We start from the raw sequence: 24,260 nt of genomic DNA, 5'->3' as shown, positions 1-24,260 counted from the left end.
GGGATGGGTTGAAAGTCCGCGACGATACGTCATGACGCGTCGGCGTGATCGCGAGCCGGCGTCGTCCTACATCGAGCGGGGGGGACGCCCGACCCGCATCGCCGGCCGGTGCCGGCATCGCGGGCCCCTGGCCGGCGGCAAGCTCCTTGCGAAGGCCCAGGGGCCGGTCACGGGGAGACGACGATGAAGAGGCGGTTGCAGGCGGCATACAAATCGGTGGCCCTCGCCACGTTGGGCGCGACGGTCGTGCTGATGGCCTGCGAACCCAGGGATCTCGGCGCCGCCACGCACGCGGACTGGAGCGCGTCGGTCGACTTGTCGTCGATCGCCGACGAACCCGCGAACACCGATGCCTGGAGCCGTGTCGAGCAGGCGCGCCTGGCGCGCCGTGCGAGCGCCCGCATCTGACTCGCGCCCCCTTCAAGGCGAGCGTTTCAGCGCATGATCGCGCCTTCGCTGCAGCGGAGGACTCACCTTGGCGAAGAACGCATCGAAAGGCGCATCCCGCATCCGCGTGGGCGTCGGCGGCTGGACCTACGAGCCGTGGCGCAACAACTTCTATCCTGCCGGCTGGCCGCACGCGCGCGAACTCGAATACGCGGCGGGCAAGCTCACGGCGATCGAGATCAACGGCACGTACTACAGCACCCAGAAGCCGGCCAGCTTCGCGAAGTGGCGCGACGATACCCCTGACGACTTCGTCTTCTCGATGAAGGCGTCGCGCTACTCCACCAACCGGCGGGAGCTGGCCACTGCCGGTGAGTCGATCGAGCGCTTCATCGGCAGCGGCATCAGCGAACTCGGCAAGAAGCTCGGGCCCATCGTCTGGCAGTTCATGCCGACCAAGCGCTTCGAGCCCGAAGACTTCGAGGCCTTCCTGGCGCTGCTGCCCCATCGTGTGGATGGGTTGGCGCTGCGGCACGTCGTCGATGTCCGCCATCCGAGCTTCAAGGTACCCGAGTTCATCGCGCTGTTGCGCCAATACAAGACCGGCGTGGTGTATGCCGACACCGACGAATACCCGTCCTTCGCCGACATCACGTCCGACCTGGTGTATGCGCGCCTGATGCGCTCACAGGCCGACGTCGACACGGGCTACGGCGCCTCGTCACTCGATCGGTGGGCGCAGGCCGCCAAGACATGGGCGGCCGGGGGCGAGCCTGCCGATGCCCCGCGTGTCACTTCGACACCGGCGCCGGACACGCCGCGCGACGTCTTCATCTACTTCATCAGCGGGGCCAAGGAGCGCGCACCGGCTGCCGCGCTGGCGTTGCTGCAGCGGCTTTTGTAAATCTCGCCGCGGGTTGACCCGCAGCCTGCCGGCAACAGCTCACGCTTGCCGCAAGCGATCCCGAATCGGACGCCTTCGAGTGGACGGACGGCCTCATGGCCGACCCTGCGCGTGCCGAAGAAGCGGCATCGCTGTATCGAGACACCGCCATGTCGCGTTTCTGGCCCTGCTTCTTCACCGCGTGCGGCGCGGCCGTCTGTCTCGCTGCCGCACCCGGCGCCAGTGCGGGAACCGTCGGGGTGCACCTGGGAAGCGTGCACTTTCCGGCGCGCCATTTCAACAACGTGAACCCCGGTCTCTACTGGCGAAGCGATGCAGGCTGGACGCTGGGGGCCTATCGCAATTCGCTGGACCGCACCAGCGCTTATGCCGGCTACAGCTGGCAATGGCGTGCGCTGGCCCTGACGGCGGGCGGCGTCACCGGCTACGCCGACGACGTGCAACCGCTGCTGGTGCCCTCGGTGGCGCTGTTCAGCGCGCAGGGCGTGACGGCGCGCGTCGCCTTCATTCCCCGTGTGGAAAAGCGCATCGAGTCACACGTGCTCCATGTCATGGTCGAGTACTGACCACTCAGGATCCGAGCCGCACCACGCGCAGCGGCGCGGTGTTGGGCGGCGTCCGCCCCGGTTGGGCGGGCGGCGCCTGAAGTTGATGCAGGCATTGCTCGCGGCTGCGTGGGCTGCTCAGCGCTTGACAGCGCCACACCGCCTCGGCGTGGGTGCTGACGCTCATGCGCAGCACCTCGCCCTGGCGCACCGACTGGCGCACGACATGGTGAAAGCCGAGCAACAGCGCGACGATGACAAGGACCGCGAACCCGAGTTGCCACGCCGGGGCGCGTACCGGCTCGGGCAGGCGCTGCCACCAATCCCGCCATTGCTGGCGCAGGGCCGGGCTTTCCGGATGCCGCTCGCTCATCGCAGGCTCCTGCGCTCCGCGTCGGCCATCGCTTCGGCCCACAGCGGCGCATGCAAGGCCGGATCGGCGGCCTCGTACCCCATCGCATTGAGCACATCGGTCGCCGTCGAATCGATCGTCGAAGGCGACGCGTCGACGAGCGCGGCCTCGGTATGCGGTACCGATCCGCTTGGAAGGATCTCCCTCGCATCGCTGGCCATTGCTTCACTCCATCGACCCGGCACCGGCGGGCCCGCAAAGCGATCCTGCCGAGCCGCACGGCCCCTGGCTATCGGGTGAGCAGTGGAGTTGCTGTAGGAGCGGGACTACGCGGGCAACGTCCGGATTCAGTCGATGCCGCCGGTGTCGGATGGTCCCTCGGCGTCTCTATCGCGCCAGGGTGACACCGCCGTCGACGACCAGCGTGGCGCCCACGACGTAGTCGCCTGCACGCGAGGCGAGGTACACCGCGGCCCCCGCCATGTCGTCGTCCTGGCCGATGCGGCCGGCAGGCACATGTGCCGCGACTTCGCCTGCGCGGTCGCGTGCGTCGCGGTTCATGTCCGAGGCGAACGCACCCGGGGCGATGGCGCTCACCACGATGTTGTCCTGGATCAAGCGCAGCGACATGCGCCGCGTGAGGTGGATCAACCCTGCCTTGCTGGCGGCATACGAATACGTTTCCTGTGCATTCACCGAGATGCCGTCGATGGAGGCGATGTTGATCACCTTCGCCGGCCGGAACTCGGCTGCCTTGCGCAGTGCCGGGCTCAACGCCTGCGTCAGGAAGAAGGGACTCTTCAGATTCAGGTCCAGCACCTTGTCCCATCCCTTTTCGGGAAACTCGTCGTACGGCGCCCCCCAGGCGGCGCCGGCGTTGTTGACCAGGATGTCGAGCTGCGACTCGTGCGCCGAGTAGGCCTGGACCAGCGCCTGCGCGCCTTCGAGCGTCGACACGTCGGCCGGCAGCGCGACGCAGGGCCCCAGCGCCGACAGCTCGGCGGCGGTCTGCCGGCAGGCGTCGGCCTTGCGGGCGGAAATGTAGACGCGCGCGCCGGCCTGCAGAAAGCCGGCCGCGATCATGCGGCCGATGCCGCGCGAGCCGCCGGTGATCAGCGCCGTGCGGCCTTCGAGGGAAAACAGATCATTCATGGCAGCGGGATGAAGCGAGAAGGGCCAAGGCTAGCGCCCGCGCACCTTCGAGGCAGTCGCCTAGGCAACAACATGTCGCCGGGGCGAACCCGCGCGTGCTTGTGCTCGCTACCGCCAGCGCCCCGTCGTGGCCAGCTGCGGCGCAAACTGCGGGGCAGACCAGCGCAGCGGCAGCGCCTCCGGCCGCCAGACGGCCTCGTCGACGCGAACCCGCAGCAGGCGCTGCGCGCCTTCGAAGGCTTGCACTTCGGGTCCGCCCCACACGATCTCCGCGCGGCCGGTCAGCTGCAGCAGGTCTCCGCTCGCATGATCGATGAACAGCAGGCCCGACTGCGGGTGGGCCGCGATGTTGCCGAGCGTGTTGAAGAGGAAGTTGCCGCGAAAGTCGGGCAGGGTCAGCACCGTGCCGTTGCTGCCGTCGCTGTCCACGCGCACGAAGCCCGGGTTGCCGCCGCGATGCGAGACGTCGACGCCATCGGCGCCCCCGTGACCGCGCGCCCGCGCCGCCGCGGACGCGATGAACAGCGTGTCGGCCGCTCGCACCAGCCGTATCGCTGCGTCGTGGAGCGCCGCCCCGAGGGATTCGGCGGCCGGCTCGGCCGTGTCCGGCGGGCGGGCCCATTGCGGCTCACGCGCCTGGATGTACTGCGGGCAGTTGCCGAAGCTCTGGTCCACGGCAACCGTGAAGCCGTCGGCATCGATGTCACTGACGGTGCCGTTCATGCGATTGCGCCGGCGGGTGTGCGGCTCCAGCCCCAGCAGCCCGAGCGGCACGCCGGGCCGCAAGGCCTGCGCGAGCGGATCGGCGGACGACGGCACGGCCGCGATGCGCAGCGTGCGCTCGTCGGGGGCAGACACGAAGCCCGGTCGACCGGCGAGCACCGAGGCCCAGGGACGCCGCTGCGCGTCGAGGCTGCCGACGAAGAACCACGGCAACTTGCCGAACAGCTCGCGATGCTGCTCGGGCATGAAGGAGCGGATCACGCGCTGGCCGATCGCCTCGATCCTGTCGCGCACGCCGACACGCTCCTGGACCGCCCGCTCGCCGGCATGAAACGGCGCATCCGGTGGCGGCGCGCTCATCGAGCCGCCTCGGCCGCGGCTTGCCGCGGCATGCCGACGAAGCCCGGCAAGGCCTCGATTCGCGCCAGCCAGGCCCGCACCTTGGGATAGGGCTGCAGCGAGACGCCGCCCTCCGGCGCGTGGGAGGTGTAGGTGTACAGCGCGATGTCGGCGATGGTCGGCCCGTCGGCAGCGAGGAAATCGCGCGCGGCCAGGTGGTGCTCGATGCGCGTCAGCAGCACCGTCGCGATGTCGAGGCAGCGCGGGTCGTGCGGACGCCGGAACAGCACGTTGACGCGTGCGCTGCCGGGCCCGTTGACCAGCGGGCCGGCAGCCACCGAGAGCCAGCGCTGCACCTGCGCCGCGCCGATCGGATCGCGAGGCAGCCAGCGGCCGCCGGTGTCATAGCGCAGCGCCAGATAGGTGAGGATCGCGTTGCTGTCGGCCAGCGTGAGCTCGCCGTCCTGGATCACAGGCACCTGGCCGAAGGGATTCAGGGCCAGGAACTCGGCCTGCTTCTGCTCGCCCTTGACGATGTCGATGTCGACCTTGTCGAACGGCAGCCCGAGCAGCGAAAGGAAGAGCTCGACGCGGTGAGCGTGGCCGGACAGCGGATAGGCGTACAGGCGGATCGGGGTCATGGTCGTCTTTCGGGTTTGGCGTGCAGGGCGCATCTTCGCGGCCGGTTGCGCGAAACGGAATGCCCGTGAGGGACACTTCACCGTTACGCCGCGTGGAATGCTGGGATGGACCGATTCGAAGGCATGAGGGTGTTCGTGACCGTGGCCGACGCGAAGGGCTTCGCGCCGGCCGCGCGGCTGCTGGGAATGTCCCCGCCGGCGGTGAGCCGCGCCATCGTCGCGCTGGAAGAGCACGTCGGCGCACAGCTGTTGAGGCGAACGACGCGCAGCGTCTCGCTCACCGAGGCAGGTGAACGCTTCCATGCCCATTGCAAGCGCATCCTGGCGGAGGTCGCCGAGGCCGAGGCGGTGGCCGGCGGCACCCACAGCGCGCCGCAGGGCCAGCTCGCGATCACCGCGCCGCAGATGTTCGGCCGGATGCACGTCGCGCCGGTGCTGCTGGCGTTCCTGGCGCAGCACCCTCAGGTGAGCGCGCGGGCGCACTTCGTCGACCACATCGTGCATCTGCTCGAGGAGGGGTTCGACGTTGCCGTGCGCATCGCGCACTTGCCGGACTCGGGGCTCACCGCGATTCGCGTGGGACACGTGCGGCGTGTCATCGTGGCGTCGCCGGCCTACCTTGAAGCGCACGGCGAGCCGCGCACGCCGGCCGACCTGGCGCGCCACGACGGCGTGGGTTTCGCGATGCACGGCGGCGTCGTCGCGCCGTGGGCGCTCTATCCGCCCGGGCGCAAGAGCAGGGCCCAACGCGAAATCGCCCACCCGCGCATGCAGCTCGTCGCCAACACGGGCGAGGTCGGCATCGCGGCGGCACTGGCCGGGCACGGGCTGGCGCGGGCGCTGTCGTACCAGGTGGCGGAATCCGTGAAGCAGGGACGCCTGCGCATCGTGCTTGCCGACCACGAACCGCCGCCGATTCCGGTGCAGGTGGTGCATGCCGACGGACGGCGCGCCGCGGCCAAGGTGCGCGCCTTCATCGACTTTGCCGTCGAGCGGCTTCGGCGCGAGCCGGTGCTGCAGAACGGCGCATGACGCGCCACCCCGCAAGCCGGGGCCGACTCACATGCTTCGCCGGTACTGCCCGCCCACTTCGAACAGCGCGTTCGTGATCTGCCCCAGCGAGCAGACCCGAACCGCGTCCATCAGCACCTCGAACACGTTGCGGTTGTCGATCACCGCTTGCTGAAGCCGCTTGAGCATCGCCGGCGCCGCCGAAGCGCCACGCTGGTGGAAGTCCGCGAGCCGCTTGAGCTGTGACTGCTTCTCTTCCTCGGTGGAGCGCGCCAGCTCGATGTGCTCGGGCACGGGATCGCCGTGCGGGTTGCGGAAGGTGTTGACGCCGATGATGGGGTACTCGCCGGTGTGCTTGAGCATCTCGTAATGCATGCTCTCTTCCTGGATCTTGCCGCGCTGGTAGCCCGTCTCCATCGCGCCGAGCACGCCGCCTCGCTCGGCGATCTTCTCGAACTCGGCCAGCACGGCTTCCTCCACAAGCTCGGTCAGCTCGTCGACGATGAACGCGCCCTGGTTGGGGTTCTCGTTCTTCGCCAGTCCCCACTCGCGGTTGATGATGAGCTGGATGGCCATCGCGCGGCGTACGCTGTCCTCCGTGGGCGTCGTGATCGCCTCGTCGAACGCGTTGGTGTGCAGCGAATTGCAGTTGTCGTAGATCGCGATCAGCGCCTGAAGCGTCGTGCGGATGTCGTTGAACTGGATCTCCTGGGCGTGCAGCGAGCGGCCGCTCGTCTGCACGTGGTACTTGAGCTTCTGGCTGCGCTCGTTGGCGCCGTACCGGTCGCGCATCGCCACTGACCAGATGCGCCGCGCCACGCGGCCGAGCACGGTGTACTCGGGGTCCATGCCATTGCTGAAGAAGAAGCTCAGGTTCGGGGCGAAGTCGTCGATGTGCATCCCGCGGGCGAGGTACGCCTCGACGAAGGTGAAGCCGTTGCTCAGCGTGAAGGCGAGCTGCGAGATCGGATTGGCCCCGGCCTCGGCGATGTGATAGCCCGAGATGCTCACCGAATAGAAGTTGCGGACCTGGTGGTGCACGAAGTACTGGGCGATGTCGCCCATCACCTTCAGCGAGAACTCGGTCGAGAAGATGCAGGTGTTCTGGCCCTGGTCTTCCTTGAGGATGTCGGCCTGCACCGTGCCGCGCACGTTCTGCAGCACCCAGGCGCGGATCTTCTGCGCCTCGTCGTCGGTGGGCTCGCGGCCGTTGTCTGCAGCGAAGCGCTCGAGCTGCTGGTCGATCGCGGTGTTCATGAACATCGCGAGGATGGTCGGCGCCGGGCCGTTGATCGTCATCGACACCGAGGTGCTCGGCGAGCACAGGTCGAAGCCCGAGTACAGCACCTTCATGTCGTCCAGCGTGGCGATGCTGACGCCCGAATTGCCGACCTTGCCGTAGATGTCGGGTCGCACGTCGGGATCGTTTCCGTACAGCGTGACCGAGTCGAAGGCGGTCGACAGCCGCTTGGCCGGCATGCCTTCGGACAGCAGCTTGAAGCGCCGGTTGGTGCGGAAGGCATCGCCCTCGCCGGCGAACATGCGCGTCGGGTCCTCGCCTTCGCGCTTGAAGGCGAAGGTGCCGGCCGTGTAGGGGAAGCTGCCGGGCACGTTGTCGAGCAGCAGCCACTTGAGGATCTCGCCGTGGTCTTCGTACTGCGGCAGCGCGACCTTGCGGATCTTGCTGCCCGACAACGTCGTGTGCGTGAGGGCGGTGCGGATCTCCCTGTCGCGGATCCTCACGACGTACTCGTCGCCGGCGTAGGCCTTCTGCATCTGCGGCCACATCGCGAGCAGCTTCCTGCCGTGGGCATCGAGCTGCGCCTCGCGCTCGGACGCGAGCTGCTGCAGCGCCGCCGGCGCGTCGTGCTTGGCTTCGCCGAGCATGCGCGCGCTTTCGCGCAGCTGCTGGGCTTCGCGCGCCAGCCTCGCCTGCTGCCGTGCGCGCTGCTTGTAATCGCGCACGCTGTCGGCGATCTCCGCCAGGTAGCGCACGCGCGCGCCCGGCACGATCGGCACCTGGTGCGTACTGTGGCGCGTGTCGATCGCGGGCAGGCGGCTTTCGCCCGTCTTCAGGCCGAGCTCGGCGAGGCGCGGCAGCAGCGCCTGGTACAGCGCCGTCACGCCGTCGTCGTTGAAGCGGCTGGCCATGGTGCCGAACACAGGCATCTCGTCGGGCCTGCGCTTCCACGCCTCCTTGTTGCGCTGCACCTGCTTGGCCACGTCGCGCAGGGCATCGGCCGCGCCCTTGCGGTCGAACTTGTTGATGGCGACGAACTCGGCGAAGTCGAGCATGTCGATCTTCTCCAGCTGGCTGGCCGCTCCGTACTCGGGCGTCATCACGTACACCGGCACGTCGACCAGCGGCACGATGGCCGCATCGCCCTGGCCGATGCCGGACGTCTCGACGACGATCAGGTCGAAGCCGGCGGCCTTGCAGGCGGCGAGCACGTCGGGCAGCGCCTGGCTGATCTCGCTGCCGAAGTCGCGGGTGGCGAGGCTGCGCATGAACACGCGGTGGCCATGCTGCCACGGCCCGATCGCGTTCATCCGGATGCGGTCGCCGAGCAGCGCGCCGCCGCTCTTGCGGCGCGACGGATCGATGCTGATCACCGCGACGCGCAAGCGGTCGTCCTGGTCCAGCCGCAGCCGGCGAATGAGCTCGTCGGTCAGGGAGGACTTGCCCGCGCCGCCGGTGCCCGTGATGCCGACCACCGGCGTCCTTGCCTTCGCGGCCTCGGCGGCCAGCGCGGCCTTCAGCTCGTCGGAGGCCTTCCCGTTCTCGAGTGCGGTGATGAGCTGCGCCAGCGCGCGCCAGTGCTTCTCGTCGCCGCCTTGAATCGATGAGACCTGCTTCGGCGCGTAGACCGAGAGGTCGCCATCGCTCCTCATGACCATCTCGCCGATCATTCCCTGCAGGCCCATGCGCTGGCCGTCTTCGGGGCTGTAGATGCGCGCCACACCGTAGCCCTGCAGCTCGGCGATCTCCGCCGGCACGATGACGCCGCCGCCGCCGCCGAAGACCTGGATGTGCTCCCCGCCGCGCGCCTTGAGCAGGTCGACCATGTACTTGAAGTACTCGACGTGCCCGCCCTGGTACGAGCTGATCGCGATGCCCTGCACGTCCTCGTGCAGCGCCGCCGTGACGACCTCGTCGACCGAGCGGTTGTGGCCCAGGTGGATCACCTCGGCGCCCATGCTCTGCAGGATGCGCCGCATGATGTTGATGGCGGCGTCGTGGCCGTCGAACAGCGACGCGGCGGTGACGAAGCGCACCTTGTTCGTCGGACGGTATTCGGCGAGGGCCTTGAATTCGGCGGAGAGGTCGGTCATGCGGAGCTCCGGCTATTCGATCTTCAGCTTGGCCAGCGCCGGATCGCCCGGCGGATAGCGCAGCTTCAGGCTTTCGAACGTGCGCTTGACGACGGTCGCGACCATCAGGTTGCGGTGCGTCTTCGAATCGGCCGGCACCACTGTCCACGGCGCCCATTCGGTGCCGGTGGCGGCCACGGCGGCGGCGTATGCCTTCTGGTACGCATCCCACTGCTTGCGCACCTCGATGTCGCCGCTTTCGAACTTCCAGTGCTTGGTCGGATCGTCGATCCGCGCCTGCAGCCGTTCGCGCTGCTCGTCCTTCGAGATGTGCAGCAGGAACTTGAGGATGACGGTGCCGTTTTCGGACAGCAGCCGCTCGAAGTCGTTGATCTGGGCATAGCGCTGGCGTACCTGTTCAGGCTTGATCCAGCCGTTGACCGCGGGCACCAGCACGTCCTCGTAGTGGCTGCGGTTGAAGATGACGATGTCGCCGCTGGCCGGCACGCGCTGGTGGATGCGCCACAGGTAGTCGTGCGCCAGCTCTTCGCGGCTCGGCGCCTTCCAGGACACGGTGTGCACGCCCAGCGCACTCATCTTGCCGAACACGCCGCGGATCGTGCCGTCCTTGCCGCTGGTGTCGGTGCCCTGCAGCACCACCAGCATCTTGAAGCGGCGGTCGGCATAGAAAAGATCCTGCAACTGGTCGAGCTCGGTCGCGAGCGTCTCCACGGCAGCCTTGTCGGCCAGCTTGTCGCCGCTGGAGAACGGCTTGGCGGACGGATCGATGCTGGACAGCTTGAACGGCGCGGCCTTGGCGGACAAGGCGCTGCGATGCTGGAAGTCTGCGAGGTCGGGGGAGCGGCGGGCCAATCTGTCCTCGTGCGGGCACCATGCCCAATTGACGTATACGTCAATTGCACAGTGTATCCCGGTCGCACATCCGATGGATTGCCGCGCTGCCATCGGCAGGGCTTTGGCCTCACAATCGCGCCGGTTGGGACTGCAGCGCGCGCCGCCGGTGACCATGCGGGTTGCGCGCCGCAGAGAAGGAGAAAGCGTTCGTGGCGACCCCACTCATCCCCGTCAAGACCTCCGACGGCCAGGCCGAGCTCAGCAGCCGCCAGCGCCGCCTCAGCCAGCGACATCGCACCGTGCTGCTGCTGGTGGACGGACGCCGCACCGCCGAGCAGGTGCAAACCCTGGCCCGCCAGGCCGGCGCCAGCGAGAGCTGCTTCGGCGACCTGCTCGAGCTCGGGCTCATCGTGCTGCCGCGGCCGGCGGAGTCGCCAGGCCCGCTCCATGCCTCCTTGCAGCACGTCGACATTCCGCTGGACGCGATCGAATCGGTGCTGCCTGCCGCGCGCACCCTGCAGCCCGAGTCGGTGCTCGACGACACCCTCAACAGCGGCCACCCGTCGGACGTCTCCCGGCCCACCGACTTCGATGCGCTGGAGGCCGGAGCCGACGCCACGCTCGAGGAAGCGCGCGGCATCCTCATTCGCGCGCTGCGGGCCGAGGCGCCGGTCGCCGGATCGCTGACGCTGCTTCGCCTGCGCCGCGCCCGCACCCGCAGCGAGCTTGCCGAGCTGATCGACGAGGTCGAGGCGCGCATCATGAAGCCCTACCGCACGCTTTCGGCACAGCAGACGCTGCGCCATGTGCGGCATCTGCTCATCCCTCGCCGCGACGCGGTTCAGCCGGCGAGTTAGATTGCCGCCGATGAGCTTCCTCGCCGTCGACGTCGGCAACACCCGCCTCAAGTGGGCGCTGTACGCCTCGCCTCAACCCGGTGCGGGCCTGATGGCCCACGGCGCGGTGTTCCTCGAGCAGATCGACAACCTCGCCGACACCGAGTGGAAGGACCTCGATCCGCCGGCCAGCATGCTGGGCAGCATCGTCGCTGGCGAAGGCGTCAAGCGGCGCGTCGAGGAGCAGATGGAGATCTGGGACATCGCGCCGCGCTGGGTCGTGTCGTCCCCGCATGCGGCCGGCGTCACCAACGGCTACGACCATCCGAACCGGCTGGGCACCGACCGCTGGGTGGCGCTGATCGGCGCACGGCATCGCGTGCTGGCCATGGGCGCGCCGCGGCCGGCGCTGGTGGTGATGGTGGGCACGGCGGTCACGGTCGATGCGCTCGACGGGACCGGACGCTTCCTCGGTGGCCTCATCCTGCCCGGCTTCGGCCTGATGCTGCGTGCGCTCGAAATGGGCACCGCCGGGCTCAAGGCCCCCACCGGCGACGTGCGAGACTTCCCCACCAACACCAGCGACGCGCTGATGAGCGGCGGCGCGCACTCCATCGCTGGTGCCATCGAGCGCATGCACCGGCGCCTGCTCGCGCGCACGGGTCAGGATCCGGTGCTGCTGATGAGCGGCGGCGCGGCGGTGAAGCTCGCACCCATCACCGACCTGCCGTTCGAGACGGTCGACACGCTCATCTTCGAAGGGCTGCTGGCGCTGCAGTCGCACCGCCTGGCGATGTGAGCGCCGTCGCGCTACAGGATGTAGCGCGAGAGGTCCTCGTTCTTCGCCAGCTCCGCAAGCTTGGCATCGACTTCGGCCGCCCCGAGCGAGACGGTCTGGCCGCCCAGGTTGGGGGCGTCGAAGCTCACCTCGTCGAGCAGCCGCTCCATCACGGTCGACAGGCGCCGCGCGCCGATGTTTTCGGTGCGCTCGTTGACGTCGTACGCGATCTGCGCGAGGCGACGGATCCCGTCGGGGCGCAGCTCCAGCGTGACACCTTCGGTGGCCAGCAGCGCCTGGTACTGCTTGACCAGGCTGGCGTGGGTTTGCGTGAGGATGGCCTCGAAGTCGCCGACGCTGAGGGAACCCAGCTCGACGCGGATCGGAAAGCGTCCCTGCAGCTCGGGAATGAGGTCGCTCGGCTTGGTCAGGTGGAACGCACCCGAGGCGATGAAGAGGATGTGGTCGGTCTTGACCATGCCGTACTTCGTGTTGACCGAGGTGCCCTCCACCAGCGGCAGCAGGTCGCGCTGCACGCCCTGACGCGACACTTCCGCGCCGCCGTGCTCCGACCGGGAGGTGACCTTGTCGATCTCGTCGATGAACACGATGCCGTTCTGCTCGGCGTTGGCGAGCGCCTCGGCGCGGATCTCGTCCTCGTTGACCAGCTTGGCCGCTTCTTCATCGACGAGCAGCTTCATCGCCTCGGCGATCTTCATCTTGCGCAGCTTGCGCTTGCCGCTGCCCAGGTTGGCGAACATGCCGCGCAGCTGCTCGGCCATGTCCTCCATGCCGGCCGGCCCCATGATCTCGAGCGCCGGCTTGGCGTCGGCGACATCGACCTCGACCTCCTTGTCGTCGAGCGTGCCTTCGCGCAATCGCTTGCGCATCGTCTGGCGGGCGGCATTGTCGGTCGACGTGCCGGGCGACAGGCCGAAGTCGCTGCGCGGTGGCGGCACCAGGATGTCGAGCACGCGGTCTTCGGCCGCATCTTCGGCACGCGCGCGCTGACGGCGCATCGCGCTTTCGCGCTCCTGCTTGACGGCCATGTCGACGAGGTCGCGCACGATCGAGTCGACGTCCTTGCCGACGTAGCCGACCTCGGTGAACTTGGTTGCCTCGACCTTGATGAACGGCGCGTCCGCGAGCTTGGCCAGGCGTCGCGCGATCTCCGTCTTCCCCACGCCGGTGGGGCCGATCATCAGGATGTTCTTCGGCGTGATCTCGCCGCGCAGCTTTTCGTCGACCTGCTGGCGGCGCCAGCGGTTGCGCAGCGCGATGGCGACGGCGCGCTTGGCGCTGCCCTGGCCGACGATGTGGCGGTCGAGCTCGGAGACGATTTCCTGGGGGGTCATGGACGACTTCATCTCGGCGCCCGCCCGGCCGCTCGAAACGCGCTGAGCGGCCGCCCCGGTTGGCAGTGAACAAGGTGAGCGTGGGGGCTCATAGGACTTCCACCGTGTGATGCTGGTTGGTGTAGATGCACAGCTCGCCCGCGATCTCGAGCGACTTCTTGACGATGTCCGCCGGGGACAGCTCGGTGTGCTCGAGCAGGGCGCGCGCCGCGGCCTGCGCATAGGCGCCGCCCGAGCCGATGGCGATGATGCCGTGCTCGGGCTCGAGGACGTCGCCATTGCCGGTGATGATCAGCGAGGCTTCCTTGTCGGCGACGGCGAGCATCGCCTCCAGGCGCCGCAGGACGCGGTCGGTGCGCCAATCCTTGGTCAGCTCGATGGCAGCCCGCACCAGGTGCCCCTGATGCTTCTCCAGCTTGGCCTCGAAGCGCTCGAACAGCGTGAAGGCGTCGGCGGTGGCGCCGGCGAAGCCGGCCACCACCTGGTCGCGGTAGAGCTTGCGCACCTTGCGGGCCGTGGCCTTGACGACGACGTTGCCTAGCGTCACCTGGCCATCGCCGCCAAGGGCGACGACGTTGCCGCGGCGCACGCTGACGATGGTGGTGCCGTGGTAGTTTTCCATCGGGGTATCTGCAGGCGGGGGATGCGGGGTTCAAGCCCGCGGGATCGACAAAGAGCAGGGCTCGCACCCCGCGGCGCACAGCTTAAACCGTGCGTACCTTGACCCTGGCGTGCTCGGTGATACCCATGGCGCCGAAGAACAGCGCGACCAGGCGGTGCGCCTCGACGAAGCCGACCGTGCGGTTCTCGCCGCGCCGGGCAAGCACCCAGTTCAGCAGGTCGCCGGCAGCGATGAAATCGACGCGGATCAGCTTGGCGCACGAGACGTTGACGATGGACGCGCTGCCGAGCTCGCCGTTCAGCTTCGTCAGCGTGTCGCCGATGTCGCCGACCAACTGTCCGGAGAGCTCGACGCTCGCGACCTGGACCATGCCGGTGTCTTCGGTGAGCTGCGATTCGACGAAGCTGGTGGAGACCTCGCTCACGACCGACAGGGGCGGGGAGCTGGTGCTCTGCTCGCCACCGCTGATGCGCACCTGGCACTGCGCCGGCTCCCACGACGGCGGCGACACCTCGTACGTGACGCAATAGTCGATGGCGGCTTCGTCGAACTGGTCGGGGCGATTGGCCATGCGCAGCGCGTCGAGGCGAAGCTGCCAGTACGCCGGATCCGCGTCGCGCACCCCGGTGGGCGCCGCGTCGCTCAGCACGGTGAACAGGCGTTCGCCATTGAGCCATCGCATGTCGAGCTTCTGGCCGATCCAGCCGCGGAACAGCTCGCTCATGCGCGCGCAGGCCTCAGGATCGATGTTGCGCAGCGCGCCCCAGTCGAACACCCACGGCAGCGGCATCTGCAGCGTCTGCGAGCGCAGCTTGGCGACGGCGTCGGAGTCGACGAAATCGGGACAGACCCAGCCGACCTGGCCTTCGACGCGCGCGGCCTTCGGACGGTCTTCGTGGCTCGCCGCCTCGGCGACGAGCCGGGGCATGGAGAACCATTGCGGTGCGGACCAGCCGAACTGCTGCGCGTAGTCGAGCGCCAGGCTCTCGAACTTCGGCTGCTGCCCGATGGCGCGGTACAGGTCGAAGAGCACCAGCCACGTCTCGGCATGGCCGGCGCGGCTGCCGGTCATCGCGGTCAGCGTGGACAGCGACTGCTCGCAGAGCTCGAAGTCGGCGTTGGCGAAAGCAATCACCGCCTCGTCGAGCTCGGGATCGTGCGCGACTTCGCTGACCTCGACCGCGAACGGGTTGGCGAAGTCGGAGGTATTGGCGTCGAGCGTGAGCGGCGTCAGCGGCGACATGCCCGGGCTCATCACCGCGGCTGCCGGCGCCGCAGGCGCCGGCTTGCCGCGATCGCTGGGCACCCCGGCGTCGACCACGCGCGCGCCGTCGACCGGCGGGCCCAGCGGGGCGGCCGCGGAGGCGCGCGGCGCGGCGTGGTCCATCGGAGCCGGCTGCGTGCGGGCGTTGTAGAACTCCGGCGCCCGGCGTTGCGAGCCGCGATAGCCGTCGCCGACCATCTGCTGCTCGATCTCGTCGATCTTGGCCTTCACGCCGCTGTCAGGCTTGGCGCCGCTGTCGATGCGCGCCTCGGAGTCGTCGATCTTCGACGAGCCGCCCAGCGCGGCAAGCTGCTCGCTGGACAGGCCCTCGCGGCGCACCTTGCGCAGCATGTCGAACTCGCGCTTGCGGACGAAGTCGTTGCGCCGCTTGCGCTCGATCATCGCCTTCAGCTCGGACTTGGCGAACTCGGTCTCCCGCGCTTCCTGCGAGGGGGCTTCCAGGTCGCTCCATTCGGTGGCCGGATTGGCCACGAACTTCACGACCTTGCGGAAAAAGCTGGTCGTGTCCTTGGGGTCCGCCATGTCGGGGATGTCGCCGCGTGGGAGTGCCTCAGTCGCCGAACATCTTTTGCCTGAGCTCGCGGCGTTGCTGGGCTTCGAGCGACAGTGTAGCGGTGGGTCGTGCGATCAAACGGCCGAGTCCGATCGGTTCGCCGGTTTCGTCACAGAAACCGTAGTCTCCGGCGTCGATGCTGGCCAAGGACTGCGAAATCTTCTTCAGCAGCTTGCGCTCGCGATCGCGGGTGCGCAGCTCGAGCGCGTGCTCTTCCTCGATCGTCGCGCGGTCGGCCGGGTCGGGGACGATCGAGGTGTCTTCGCGCAGGTGCTCGGTGGTCTCGCCGGCGTTGGACAGCAGGTCGTCCTTCAGCATCTGCAGGCGCGCGCGGAAGAACTCGAGTTGCTTGTCGTTCATGTACTCGCTGTCCGGCATGGCGAGGATTTCCTCTTCGGTGAGGTCCTTGCCAGCCTTGGTCTTCCAGGCGTTGGCGAGCTTGGGGTCCGGCTTGTGGGGCTGCTTGGGTGTATCGACTGCAAGGTTGTTCATTTGGCGGGTCGGAGGCCGAGGCGGAGCGAACCGGTCGGCGAATCGCGATGTCGGGGGTGGCAAGGGCGCAGCCGCCGGGGCGACTGCATGGGCGCGCGAGCTGGCCTTGGGAGCCGGCGCCGGCTTGGCCGGAGCGTGTGCAGCGGCGTGTGCCGGGGCGTGTGCCGGGGCGTGTGCCGCGGGCGCGTGGGCGGCCGGCGCGTGCACTGCCGGCTTGGCAGGCGCATGGTGCGGCGCAGCGGCGGGTTTCGGGTGGCTCTTGGTTGCCGCAGCGGGCGCGTGGGCCTTCGTGGCGGAGGACTTGGCCGCTGGTTTGGGGGCTGCCTTGGGAGCCGGCTTGGCGGGCGCCTTGGCAGCGGCCTTGGGTGCTGGCTTCGTGGCCGGCTTGGCCGCAGACGTCTTGGCCGGGGGCTTCTTGGTCGTCGCTTTCTTGGCCGGGGTCGTGCTCACGTGAGTCTCCTCGCAACGGCGGTTATACCCGCTCTGTCCTCGGTGTCTTGACCACCGGGGCGAATTTGGGCGCCGCGGATTGTAGCCACGTTGTATACGCGCCGCCGTAGCTGTTTTCAGCGGGTTTTCCGCCCCCTGAACACCGGGGTGAGCAATCCTTCTCGCGCCGGCCGTCTGGCGGGCTCAGCGTCTGCGCGGGCGGGTGACTCCGGTCAGGCCAGGCACTGCTCCAGGCCCTGCAGGAACACGTCCTTGGGCAGGTCGATGCCGATGAAGACCATCTTGCTGGTCTTCTTCTCGCCCGGCGCCCATTTCGGACCCAGGTCGCTGCCCATCAGCTGGTGCACGCCCTGGAAGATGACCTTCTTGTCGGTGCCCTTCATGTGGAGCACGCCCTTGTAGCGCAGCATCTTCGGGCCGTAGACCTGGACGATGGCGCCGAGAAAGTCTTCCAGCTTGGCGGGATTGAACGGCCGGTCGGAGCGAAACACGAACGACTTCACGTCGTCATCGTGGGCGTGGTGGTGCGGATGGTCGCAATGCTCGCCGTGCTCGTGCTCGTGATCGTGATCATGGTCATGGTCATGGTCGTGCTCCTCGGCCTTGAGGAAGTCGGGGTCGATGTCGAGCTTGGCGTTGAGGTTGAAGCCGCGCAGGTCGAACACCTCGGAGATCGGCACTTCGCCGAAATGCACACGCCGCTGCGGCGCGCGCGGATTCATGTGGCGCACCCGGTGGGCCAGCGCGTCGACCGCCGTCTCCTCGACGAGGTCGGTCTTGCTGATGAAGATCTGGTCGGCAAAGCCGATCTGGCGACGCGCCTCCTGGCGGTCGTCGAGCTGCTTCTCGCCGTGCTTGGCGTCGACCAGGGTCAGGATGGAGTCGAGCAGGTAGCTTTCGGCGATCTCGTCGTCCATGAAGAAGGTCTGCGCGACGGGACCGGGGTCGGCCAGGCCGGTGGTCTCGATGACCACGCGATCGAAGTCGAGCTCGCCCTTGCGCTTCTTGGCGGCCAGGTCGGACAGCGTGGTGCGCAAGTCTTCGCGGATCGTGCAGCAGACGCAGCCGTTGTTGAGCTGGATGATCTGCTCGCGAGAGTCCTGCACGAGGATGTCGTTGTCGATGTTCTCGTCGCCGAATTCGTTCTCGATGACGGCGATCTTCTGGCCGTGGGCCTCGGTCAACACCCGCTTCAGCAGCGTGGTCTTGCCGGAGCCGAGAAAGCCCGTGAGGATGGTGGCGGGAATGAGGGCCATGGCGGTCTCGTGGATTCAGTGCGGGGGTCTGGGGATCCGGGCCAGATGGGGCCGGAGCGACGAATGGCAACCCGTCAACCTAGCACACTTGCGAAATCCGTTGGGGTAAGCTGGCGCTCTGCCCCACTCCTCGCCTCGTGCGATGCCTGACCCCCACCCCGGCGTGAGCGCCCGCACCAAGGGCGAAAGACAAGCTGCCCATCCCGACAAGCGCAATCTGTTCCAGCGCATCGTCGAGTTCGTCCACCCCGGCCCCGATTCCACCGACGAGCTGATCGAGACGCTCGCCGACGCCGAGGACCGCGAGCTCATCGCGCCCGAGTCACGGATGATGCTCGAGGGCGTGATCCGAATGGCCGACATGATCGCCGGCGACGTGATGGTCGCGGCGCCGCGCATGGACATGCTCGACATCGACGCCCCCTATGACGACGTGCTGCACCTGGTCATCGACACCGGCCACTCGCGCTTCCCCGTCTATGAAGGCGAGCGCGACAACATCATCGGCATCCTGATGGCCAAGGACCTGCTCAAGCTGCAGCGTGCCCCCGAGCTCAATCTGCGCACGCTGCTGCGCCCCACCGTGTTCGTGCCGGAGTCCAAGGGGCTCAACGAGCTGTTGCGCGACTTTCGCGCCAACCGGAACCACCTGGCGATCGTGATCGACGAGTTCGGCAGCACGGCCGGGCTGATCACCATCGAAGACGTGCTCGAGGAGATCGTCGGCGAGATCGAGGACGAGTTCGACGAGAAGGACGCCGAGAGCAGCATCTACACGCTGGCCGACGGCAGCCACCGCGTGGCCGGCGATGCGGACATCGCCGCGGTCAATGAAGCGTTCGCCGCAAGGCTGCCCGACCAGGACTTCGACACCATCGGCGGCCTGGTGGCCCACGAGATGGGGCGCGTGCCGCGGCGCGGCGAATCGGCCGCGCTCGGCGGGCTGCAGTTCATGGTGATGCTGACCCGCGGCGGCGCGGTGCGCTGGTTCAAGGTGACCCGCGTGCCCGAAGACGCGCGGGACGGCGACGGCGCCTGATGCCGCGCGCGTCCACCGCCGCCTGGGCGCGGCCCTGGTCGCTCGGGTTCGACCTGATCGTCGCCGCAGCGCTCGGCGCGCTGCAGACGGCCGCCCACGTCTACACCGAATTCTGGTGGCTTCAGCTCTTGTGCGTGGGCATGCTGGCATGGCGCGCCTGCGTGGCCGAGCCCGCACGTGCCTTTGCCATCGGGCTCACCTTCGGCACCGCCTGGCTCGTCGCGGGCACCTGGTGGATGTTCATCAGCATGCACCAGTACGGCGGCCTGCCCGCGTGGATGGCCGCGGCGGCCGTGCTGGCGCTGAGCGCGGTGCTGTCGCTGTACCTGGGAACGGCGCTGCTCTTGTTCGCACGCTGGCGCAGCGCCCGGCCGCTGCCCGACGCGCTGCTGTTCGCCTCGCTGTGGCTGCTGGCCGAGCTGGCGCGCGGTGTGCTGTTCACCGGATTTCCCTGGGTGGCCTCCGGCTACGCGCATGTCGACGGGCCGTTGGCGAAGCTCGCGCCCTGGATCGGCGTGTACGGCATCGGCGCGGTCGCCGCCTTTCTCGCGGCGTGGGTGGCGCTGGCGCGGCCGCGGATCGGCGTGCGGCGCACGGCCGGCATCGTCGTCGCGGCGGGGCTGCTGGGCTATGTCGACGCCCACACCGGCCCGGTGAAGTTCACCACGCCGACGGGCACCCTCGACGTCACGCTGCTGCAAGGCAACATCCCGCAGGAGGAGAAGTTCGCCTCCGAGCACCAGGGCGCGGCCCTCGAATGGCATGTGAACGGCATGCTGTCCGCGCGCTCCGACCTGGTGCTGGCACCGGAAACGGCGGTGCCCTTTCTGCCCCAGCAGATGCCCGAGGGGTTCTGGGCCGGGCTGCGCGAGCGCTTCGCGTCCGGCCGGACACATGCCCTGTTCGGCGTGCCGTTGGGTGACGACAGGTCGGGCTACACCAACTCCGCGGTCGGCTTCGCGCCGGGCCGCCCGGAGTACCGCTACGACAAGCACCACCTGGTGCCCTTCGGCGAGTTCATTCCCCCCGGCTTTCGGTGGTTCACGCAGATGATGAACATCCCGCTGGGCGACTTCAACCGCGGCGCGCTCGAGGCGCCTTCGTTCGCCGTGCGAAGCGAACGGGTGGCACCCAACATCTGCTACGAAGACCTGTTCGGCGAGGAACTTGCCGCGCGCTTTCGCCATCCGGCCACGGCGCCGACGATGTTCGCCAACCTCAGCAACATCGGCTGGTTCGGCGACACCATCGCCGTCGATCAGCACCTCAACATCTCGCGCATGCGCTCGCTCGAGTTCCAGCGTCCCATGCTGCGAGCCACCAACACCGGCGCGACCGCCGTCATCGATCACCGCGGGCACGTCGCCCAAGGGCTCAAGCCCTACACGCGCGGCGTGCTCGACGGCGCAGTGCAGGGCCGCGAGGGCCTGACGCCGTTCGCCGCGTGGGCCGCCCGCTACAGCCTGTGGCCGCTGGCCGCCTTCGCCGTGGCCGCGGTGCTGTTGCTGCGCTGGTGGTCCCGCCGGCGCTGAACCGCGCGACCGGCCATGGCGGTCAGGCCGAGGACCAGCAGCGCCCAGGTCGACGGTTCGGGGATGGGCGCGGCGGCGGTCGGGTACGACAGCTCCATGCGGTCGATGTACAGGTCGTAGATCTCGTTGCGCGGGAACAGGCTGATCAGCAGGTGCGCACCTTCGACGAGCATCTCCTGCGGCACGATCAGCCCCGGCGTGCCCGGGCTGGACATCGTCACGTCGCGGCGTCCCTGCACGTCGCCGACGGGCGGGCCGCGCGACGGGTCGTAGAACATGCCGCCCGGCACGGTCTCCGGCAGCGGGCAGCCCGCCGGGTTGCTGTGCGGCGGGTTCTCGCAGGCGGTGAAGTGCACCTCGCTGATCGGAAAGGCAAAGGTGCCCAGAAGGGTGCGGTCGCCGAACGGGCCCTCGGTCACGTCGATCCAGTCGATGCCGATGTTGTTCAGGTCGCCGCCGGCGAACAGGTTGAACACGCCGTCGCCGGTGGCATTCTCCTGGACGACGAAGCTGAACGACAGCTCCTCCCAGATCAGGTTGGAGGCCCCGTCGCTGCGGAACAGTTCCGTCTTGATGAGCGGTCCGCTGTTGATGATCTGGGTGACGTCCGCCAGCGCCGCCGGCGACGCAGTGAGCAGACTCGTGGCCAGCGCAGCAACCGCCAGCGTGCAGCTCTTGCAGGCATGCATGGGAGACCTCCTCTGGGCTGATAGACCAGTTTAGGTCGCCGCCGCATAAAGGGAAGGCCGGTCGCACGATGGCGTCGATCGACGGCCCGCCCCGTAAAATCGCCGTTTTTCGCGCTTCGACGGACCTCCATGCTGACGTTTCAGCAAATCATCCTGCGCCTGCAAGACTACTGGGACCGCCAGGGCTGCGCGCTGCTGCAGCCCTACGACATGGAGGTCGGGGCGGGCACGAGCCACACCGCGACCTTCCTGCGCGCGCTCGGGCCGGAACCGTGGAAGGCCGCCTACGTGCAGCCCAGCCGCCGCCCCAAGGACGGCCGCTACGGCGAGAACCCGAACCGACTGCAGCACTATTACCAGTACCAGGTCGTGCTCAAGCCCGCGCCGGCCGACATCCTAGAGCTGTACCTGGGCTCCTTGGAGGCGCTCGGCTTCGACCTGAAGAGCAACGACATCCGATTCGTCGAGGACGACTGGGAGAACCCGACGCTCGGCGCCTGGGGCCTCGGCTGGGAGGTGTGGCTCAACGGCATGGAGGTGACGCAGTTCACCTACTTCCAGCAGGTCGGCGGCATCGACTGCAAGCCGATCACCGGCGAGATCACCTACGGCCTGGAGCGCCTGGCGATGTACCTGCAGGGCGTGGACAACGTCTACAACCTGCAGTGGACCGACACGCTGAAGTACGGCGACGTCTACCACCAGAACGAGGTCGAGCAGAGCACCTACAACTTCGAGCACAGCGACGTCGACTTCCTGCTCGGCGCCTTCGGCCAGCACGAGAAGCAGGCCAAGTACCTGATGGCGCAGGAGCTGGCGCTGCCGGCCTACGAGCAGGTGCTCAAGGCCGGCCACACCTTCAACCTGCTCGATGCGCGCGGGGCGATCAGCGTCACGGAGCGCGCCGCGTACATCGGCCGCATCCGCAACCTGGCGCGCAGCGTGGCGCAAAGCTATGTCGACAGCCGCGCGCGGCTGGGCTTCCCGATGGCGCCCAAGGCCTGGGCCCAGGAAGTGATCGCACAACTCGAGAAGAACGCTGCATGAGCACCACCCGGAATCTGCTCGTCGAGCTGTTCGTCGAGGAACTGCCGCCCAAGGCGCTGAAGAAGCTGGGCGAATCGTTTGCCAGGGACCTGGCCGATGGCCTGCGATCCCAAGGGCTCGTGCCGGCTGCGCCGGCCGTCAGTTCATTCGCCTCGCCGCGCCGCCTGGCCGTGCACGTGAAGGACGTCGCCTCGGCGGCGAGCGACAAGTCGGTCTCGCAGAAGCTGATGCCGGTGAGCGTCGGTCTGGCAGCCGACGGCCAGCCGACGCCGGCGCTGCTGAAGAAGCTGGCTGCGCTGGGGGCCGATGCGTCGGTCGTGCCCACGCTGAAGCGCCAGCTGGACGGCAAGGCCGAGGCCCTGTTCCTGGACAGCGTGGCCAAGGGCGCGACGCTCGCCGCAGCGCTGCAGAAGTCGATCGAGGAAGCGCTCGCCAAGCTTCCCATCCCGAAGGTGATGCAGTACCAGCTTGCCGACGGCTGGACCAGCGTCAATTTCGTGCGTCCCGCGCATGGGCTGGTCGCCCTGCACGGCGCCGAGGTGGTGCCTGTGAGCGTGCTGGGCCTGCAGGCGGGCCGGGTCACGCAAGGCCATCGCTTCGAGGCCGCCACTGCCCAGATCGAGCTGCGCGATGCGGACAGCTACGCGCAGCAGCTGCGCGACGAAGGCGCGGTGATCGCCGGCTTCGCCGAGCGCCGCGCCGACATCGCCCGCCAGCTCGATGCGGCCGCCGCGGGCGAGGGCCTGAAGCCCATCGAGGACGACGCGCTGCTCGACGAGGTGACCGCCCTGGTCGAGCGGCCCAACGTGCTGCTGTGTCAGTTCGAGAGCGAGTTCCTGGACGTCCCGCAGGAGTGCCTCATCCTCACGATGAAGGCCAACCAGAAGTACTTTCCGCTGCTCGACGCCGCGGGCAAGCTCACCAACCGCTTCCTCGTCGTCAGCAACATCCGGCCCGCCGACCCGAGCCGGGTGATCGGAGGCAACGAGCGCGTCGTGCGGCCGCGGCTGGCCGACGCGAAGTTCTTCTTCGACCAGGACCGCAAGAAGACACTGGCTTCGCGCGTGCCGGGCCTGGCCAAGGTGGTCTATCACAACAAGCTCGGCACCCAGGGCGAGCGTGTCGAGCGGGTGCGCACCATCGCCCGGGCCATCGCCGGGCAGCTCGGCGGCGGCGTGCTGGTGCAGCATGCCGACCAGGCGGCGATGCTCGCCAAGGCCGACCTGCTGACCGACATGGTCGGCGAGTTTCCCGAGCTCCAGGGCGTGATGGGCGCCTACTACGCTCGCCACGACGGCCTGCCCGAAGCGATCGCGTTCGCGATCGAGGACCACTACAAGCCGCGCTTCGCCGGCGACGAGCTGCCGCGCGGCGACGCCGGCATCGTCGTCGCGCTGGCCGACAAGCTCGAGACCTTGGCGGGCCTGTTCGGCATCGGCCAGGTGCCCACCGGCGACAAGGATCCGTTCGCATTGCGCCGCCATGCGCTGGGCCTGATCCGCATGCTGGTCGAGCGCGCACTGCCGCTGAACACCGCGGAGCTGGTGTCGGTGGCCTTCCACGCCTTCGCACCCACGCACGGACAGGCGCAGGCCGAGCTGGCCTTCTTCCTGCGCGAGCGGCTGGTCGGCTATCTGCGCGAGACCGGCTATACCGCGCAGGAGGTGGAAGCCGTCGTCGAGGCCCGGCCGGCGCTCTGGGCCGAGATTCCGAAGCGGCTGGCCGCGGTGCGCGCCTTCAAGACGCTTCCCGAGGCCGAGGCGCTGGCCGCCGCCAACAAGCGGGTGGGCAACATCCTGAAGAAGAGCGACGAGAGCGTGGCGGCGGTCGTCGACACGGCGCGCCTGGCCGAACCGGCGGAGCAGGCGCTGTTCGAGGCGTTGCAGTCGGTCGCACCGAAGTCGCAGGCGGCATTCGAGGCCGGCGACTACACCGGCTCGCTGCAGCTGCTGGCCGCCCTGAGGACACCGGTCGATGCCTTCTTCGACGGCGTGATGGTCAACGCCGAGGATCCCGCGCTGCGTGCCAACCGGCTCGGGCTGCTCGCGCAGATGCACGCGGCGATGAACCGCGTGGCAGACTTGTCCAAGCTCGCGAGCTGACCC

The 24,260-nt window shown here is 68.5% G+C and carries 23 protein-coding genes; 10 read left to right on the top strand and 13 right to left on the bottom strand.

Annotated features, from left to right (window positions below; genetic code table 11):
* Window positions 1–183: 183 nt before the first annotated feature.
* The 3 genes from P7V53_RS29010 to P7V53_RS29000 all read left to right on the top strand — a co-directional run bounded on the left by P7V53_RS29010 (window position 184) and on the right by P7V53_RS29000 (window position 1,857).
* Complete coding sequence (locus P7V53_RS29010; RefSeq protein ID WP_280152958.1) at window positions 184–408, top strand: hypothetical protein; 225 nt, start codon at window positions 184–186, stop codon at window positions 406–408.
* 67 nt (window positions 409–475) lie between these two features.
* Complete coding sequence (locus P7V53_RS29005) at window positions 476–1,291, top strand: DUF72 domain-containing protein (protein ID WP_280152957.1); 816 nt, start codon at window positions 476–478, stop codon at window positions 1,289–1,291.
* A 95-nt stretch (window positions 1,292–1,386) separates the two neighbouring features.
* Window positions 1,387–1,857, top strand: a complete 471-nt coding sequence (locus P7V53_RS29000) for a hypothetical protein (protein WP_280152956.1) — start codon at window positions 1,387–1,389, stop codon at window positions 1,855–1,857.
* 4 nt (window positions 1,858–1,861) lie between these two features.
* On the opposite strand, the gene P7V53_RS28995 is transcribed toward P7V53_RS29000, so the two are convergent.
* The 5 genes from P7V53_RS28995 to P7V53_RS28975 all read right to left on the bottom strand — a co-directional run bounded on the left by P7V53_RS28995 (window position 1,862) and on the right by P7V53_RS28975 (window position 5,043).
* Entirely contained in the window at window positions 1,862–2,209 is a 348-nt protein-coding gene (locus P7V53_RS28995; protein WP_280152955.1) for a hypothetical protein, read from the bottom strand.
* Window positions 2,206–2,409, bottom strand: coding sequence for a hypothetical protein (locus tag P7V53_RS28990; RefSeq protein ID WP_280152954.1), 204 nt, complete (start codon window positions 2,407–2,409; stop codon window positions 2,206–2,208). Before P7V53_RS28990 ends, P7V53_RS28995 begins: the two co-directional genes overlap by 4 nt.
* 166 nt (window positions 2,410–2,575) lie before the next feature.
* Window positions 2,576–3,340 carry an SDR family oxidoreductase gene (locus P7V53_RS28985; protein WP_280152953.1) on the bottom strand — a complete coding sequence of 255 codons (765 nt, stop codon included), beginning with the start codon at window positions 3,338–3,340 and terminating at the stop codon, window positions 2,576–2,578.
* A 108-nt stretch (window positions 3,341–3,448) separates the two neighbouring features.
* Window positions 3,449–4,423, bottom strand: coding sequence for a pyridoxamine 5'-phosphate oxidase family protein (locus tag P7V53_RS28980; protein ID WP_280152952.1), 975 nt, complete (start codon window positions 4,421–4,423; stop codon window positions 3,449–3,451).
* Complete coding sequence (locus P7V53_RS28975) at window positions 4,420–5,043, bottom strand: glutathione S-transferase (RefSeq protein WP_280152951.1); 624 nt, start codon at window positions 5,041–5,043, stop codon at window positions 4,420–4,422. Before P7V53_RS28975 ends, P7V53_RS28980 begins: the two co-directional genes overlap by 4 nt.
* Before the next feature lie 105 nt (window positions 5,044–5,148).
* Here P7V53_RS28975 and P7V53_RS28970 point away from each other — a divergent pair, with 105 nt between their 5' ends.
* Window positions 5,149–6,075 (top strand): LysR family transcriptional regulator, encoded by a 927-nt coding sequence (locus P7V53_RS28970; RefSeq protein ID WP_280152950.1) that lies wholly within the window; start codon window positions 5,149–5,151, stop codon window positions 6,073–6,075.
* A 27-nt stretch (window positions 6,076–6,102) separates the two neighbouring features.
* On the opposite strand, the gene icmF is transcribed toward P7V53_RS28970, so the two are convergent.
* Window positions 6,103–9,387 (bottom strand): fused isobutyryl-CoA mutase/GTPase IcmF, encoded by a 3,285-nt coding sequence (icmF, locus tag P7V53_RS28965; protein WP_280152949.1) that lies wholly within the window; start codon window positions 9,385–9,387, stop codon window positions 6,103–6,105.
* A 12-nt stretch (window positions 9,388–9,399) separates the two neighbouring features.
* Window positions 9,400–10,191, bottom strand: coding sequence for a PPK2 family polyphosphate kinase (locus tag P7V53_RS28960; RefSeq protein ID WP_280156641.1), 792 nt, complete (start codon window positions 10,189–10,191; stop codon window positions 9,400–9,402).
* 239 nt (window positions 10,192–10,430) lie between these two features.
* Here P7V53_RS28960 and P7V53_RS28955 point away from each other — a divergent pair, with 239 nt between their 5' ends.
* Both P7V53_RS28955 and P7V53_RS28950 read left to right on the top strand, forming a co-directional pair.
* Window positions 10,431–11,078 (top strand): hypothetical protein, encoded by a 648-nt coding sequence (locus P7V53_RS28955; RefSeq protein WP_280152948.1) that lies wholly within the window; start codon window positions 10,431–10,433, stop codon window positions 11,076–11,078.
* A gap of 10 nt (window positions 11,079–11,088) precedes the next feature.
* Complete coding sequence (locus P7V53_RS28950; protein WP_280152947.1) at window positions 11,089–11,856, top strand: type III pantothenate kinase; 768 nt, start codon at window positions 11,089–11,091, stop codon at window positions 11,854–11,856.
* A gap of 11 nt (window positions 11,857–11,867) precedes the next feature.
* Here P7V53_RS28950 and hslU read toward each other — a convergent pair whose 3' ends face one another.
* The 5 genes from hslU to P7V53_RS28925 all read right to left on the bottom strand — a co-directional run bounded on the left by hslU (window position 11,868) and on the right by P7V53_RS28925 (window position 17,848).
* Window positions 11,868–13,190, bottom strand: a complete 1,323-nt coding sequence (gene hslU, locus P7V53_RS28945) for an ATP-dependent protease ATPase subunit HslU (RefSeq protein ID WP_280152946.1) — start codon at window positions 13,188–13,190, stop codon at window positions 11,868–11,870.
* An 88-nt stretch (window positions 13,191–13,278) separates the two neighbouring features.
* A complete protein-coding gene (gene hslV, locus P7V53_RS28940) occupies window positions 13,279–13,812 on the bottom strand; it encodes an ATP-dependent protease subunit HslV (RefSeq protein ID WP_280152945.1) in 534 nt (177 codons plus the stop codon).
* Window positions 13,813–13,894: 82 nt separating this feature from the next.
* Entirely contained in the window at window positions 13,895–15,619 is a 1,725-nt protein-coding gene (locus P7V53_RS28935) for a hypothetical protein (RefSeq protein WP_280152944.1), read from the bottom strand.
* 28 nt (window positions 15,620–15,647) lie between these two features.
* Window positions 15,648–16,592 carry an RNA polymerase-binding protein DksA gene (gene dksA / locus P7V53_RS28930; RefSeq protein ID WP_280152943.1) on the bottom strand — a complete coding sequence of 315 codons (945 nt, stop codon included), beginning with the start codon at window positions 16,590–16,592 and terminating at the stop codon, window positions 15,648–15,650.
* Between the two features lie 212 nt (window positions 16,593–16,804).
* Complete coding sequence (locus P7V53_RS28925; RefSeq protein ID WP_280152942.1) at window positions 16,805–17,848, bottom strand: GTP-binding protein; 1,044 nt, start codon at window positions 17,846–17,848, stop codon at window positions 16,805–16,807.
* A 142-nt stretch (window positions 17,849–17,990) separates the two neighbouring features.
* Here P7V53_RS28925 and P7V53_RS28920 point away from each other — a divergent pair, with 142 nt between their 5' ends.
* Both P7V53_RS28920 and lnt read left to right on the top strand, forming a co-directional pair.
* Window positions 17,991–18,887 carry a transporter associated domain-containing protein gene (locus P7V53_RS28920; protein WP_280152941.1) on the top strand — a complete coding sequence of 299 codons (897 nt, stop codon included), beginning with the start codon at window positions 17,991–17,993 and terminating at the stop codon, window positions 18,885–18,887.
* A complete protein-coding gene (gene lnt, locus P7V53_RS28915; RefSeq protein WP_280152940.1) occupies window positions 18,887–20,419 on the top strand; it encodes an apolipoprotein N-acyltransferase in 1,533 nt (510 codons plus the stop codon). Before P7V53_RS28920 ends, lnt begins: the two co-directional genes overlap by 1 nt.
* Here the strand turns inward: lnt and P7V53_RS28910 are convergent.
* The gene (locus tag P7V53_RS28910) at window positions 20,344–21,108 is read right to left on the bottom strand and encodes a PEP-CTERM sorting domain-containing protein (protein ID WP_280152939.1); all 765 of its coding nucleotides are present in this window, start codon (window positions 21,106–21,108) and stop codon (window positions 20,344–20,346) included. The two genes, lnt and P7V53_RS28910, sit on opposite strands and share 76 nt — an antisense overlap.
* 129 nt (window positions 21,109–21,237) lie before the next feature.
* Between P7V53_RS28910 and glyQ the strand changes: the two genes are divergently transcribed.
* Window positions 21,238–22,155 (top strand): glycine--tRNA ligase subunit alpha, encoded by a 918-nt coding sequence (gene glyQ / locus P7V53_RS28905; RefSeq protein ID WP_280152938.1) that lies wholly within the window; start codon window positions 21,238–21,240, stop codon window positions 22,153–22,155.
* A complete protein-coding gene (gene glyS / locus P7V53_RS28900) occupies window positions 22,152–24,257 on the top strand; it encodes a glycine--tRNA ligase subunit beta (protein ID WP_280152937.1) in 2,106 nt (701 codons plus the stop codon). The genes glyQ and glyS overlap by 4 nt, the downstream gene beginning before the upstream one ends.
* Window positions 24,258–24,260 lie beyond the last annotated feature (3 nt).

Source organism: Piscinibacter sp. XHJ-5, assembly GCF_029855045.1.
GTDB lineage: Bacteria > Pseudomonadota > Gammaproteobacteria > Burkholderiales > Burkholderiaceae_C > Albitalea.
The sequence above is the reverse complement of the archived record's forward strand: the minus strand, read 5'-3'. Positions and strand labels throughout refer to the sequence as shown.